The organism is Microvirga makkahensis, from assembly GCF_009830105.1.
Classification (GTDB): Bacteria; Pseudomonadota; Alphaproteobacteria; order Rhizobiales; family Beijerinckiaceae; genus Microvirga; species Microvirga makkahensis.
In genome coordinates, this window is record NZ_WURB01000075.1 from 1 (window position 1) to 1,334 (window position 1,334).

General features: G+C 65.7%; 3 protein-coding genes. 1 reads left to right on the forward strand and 2 read right to left on the reverse strand.

Going from position 1 to position 1,334, the window contains the following annotated elements; all coding sequences use genetic code 11:
* The first annotated feature begins 350 nt into the window (after positions 1–350).
* The gene (locus GR328_RS26480) at positions 351–818 is read left to right on the forward strand and encodes a Rossmann-fold NAD(P)-binding domain-containing protein (RefSeq protein WP_205790350.1); all 468 of its coding nucleotides are present in this window, start codon (positions 351–353) and stop codon (positions 816–818) included.
* A 195-nt stretch (positions 819–1,013) separates the two neighbouring features.
* On the opposite strand, the gene GR328_RS28140 is transcribed toward GR328_RS26480, so the two are convergent.
* Together GR328_RS28140 and GR328_RS26485 are read right to left on the reverse strand one after the other, a co-directional pair.
* Entirely contained in the window at positions 1,014–1,139 is a 126-nt protein-coding gene (locus GR328_RS28140; RefSeq protein ID WP_281352156.1) for a hypothetical protein, read from the reverse strand.
* Positions 1,140–1,231: 92 nt separating this feature from the next.
* A partial coding sequence (locus GR328_RS26485) for a 4Fe-4S dicluster domain-containing protein (protein WP_160888625.1) occupies positions 1,232–1,334 on the reverse strand: 103 nt, incomplete at its 5' end.

The following is a 1,334-nucleotide window of genomic DNA, read 5'->3' on the forward strand; positions in this document are numbered from 1 at the left end:
GTGGTGCCCTTCCTGCTGGAGGACCGGCTCAAGGAGCTGGGAGGCCGCTTCGAGCGTGGGCCGGACTGGCAGCCCTTCGCGGCCCAGGACGGCAACTTGATCACGGGGCAGAACCCGCAATCCTCCGAGCTCGTCGCCCGGCACGTGCTGACATCCCTCGGCAGGGCAACCTGAATGACGACGCTGATGCTCGTTGGCGCGACAGGCCTGGTCGGCGGGGCCGTCCTGCGGCGGGCACAGAATGACCCACGGCTGGCCCGCATCGTCGCCCCGACCCGTCAGCCATTGCCTCCCCATCCGAAGCTCGAAAACCCGGTGGTTGCCGTCCAGCACCTGCCGGCCGAGGCAGCGTGGCGGGCCGTCGACGGCGTGATCTGCACCTCGGCACCACGATCCGCAAGGCGGGCTCGCAGGAGGCCTTCCGCCGGATCGACCACGACTATCCGCTGGCCGGCGCGCGGGTCGCCCGACAGCACGGCGCGCGTGCCTTCGCGTTGAACTTTGCGAGCGGCGCCGATCCCCGCTCGCGTTTCCTCTACAACCGGGCCAAAGGCGAGGTAGAGGACACGATCCGCGGTGTCGGCTTCTCCTTCCTGACCATCGTGCGCCCTACTCTGATCGGCGGAGACCGGACGGAATTTTGGCCCGCGGAGTTCGTGGCCATGCGGATCCTTCGTTGGGCAGAGCCGCTCGTGCCGCGCCGGTACCGGGTCGTGCCTCATGAGAGGATCACCCGGGCTCTGCTGGAGGCGGCAATCACCGCCCCGTCCGGGGAGAATGTCGTCGTGTCGGACATCATCATCAGAGCGACGAAGTAGACAAGCGCAGGCAACACGGTGGCCCGCGCCGAGATCGCGAGAGCCCCCTCTCGGGATGAGGGGGCAGGCACAACTCATCACCAATCGAAAATGGCCTGTGTGTTCAGCGGACTTGCGGATCCATAGACTGGGGCAAGTCGTAGTGCCTCTAGGCGCTGTGGCTGACGGCTGGAATAGGCTGCTCTGACCAAAGGCTCAGACCCGGATCAGATTGTGCGGCAGGTCGTGGCGCCTGACCAAGCCGTGCAGGATCTCGCCGGCAAAGTAGTCCTGCACGACCTGCCGTTTGCAATCGATGCTGTGGGTGCGGTTCTTGGCCATGGGCTTCAGTCTCCGAAAGCCCGGCAGATCCGGTCAACTCCTCAGTGTAGATCCGTCCACCTCAAGGAGCGCGGCCTCTCTCGTGCCGGCCCTTACATATTGACGTAGTTGGGTCCGCCGCCGCCCTCGGGGGTGATCCAGGTGATGTTCTGGTTGGGGTCCTTGATGTCGCAGGTCTTGCAGTGGACGCAGTTC

Excerpts from the sequence above, each read along its gene's own strand:
- GR328_RS28140 (WP_281352156.1), bottom strand. The coding sequence starts at position 1,139 with ATGGCCAAGAACCGCACCCACAGCATCGATTGCAAACGGCAGGTCGTG.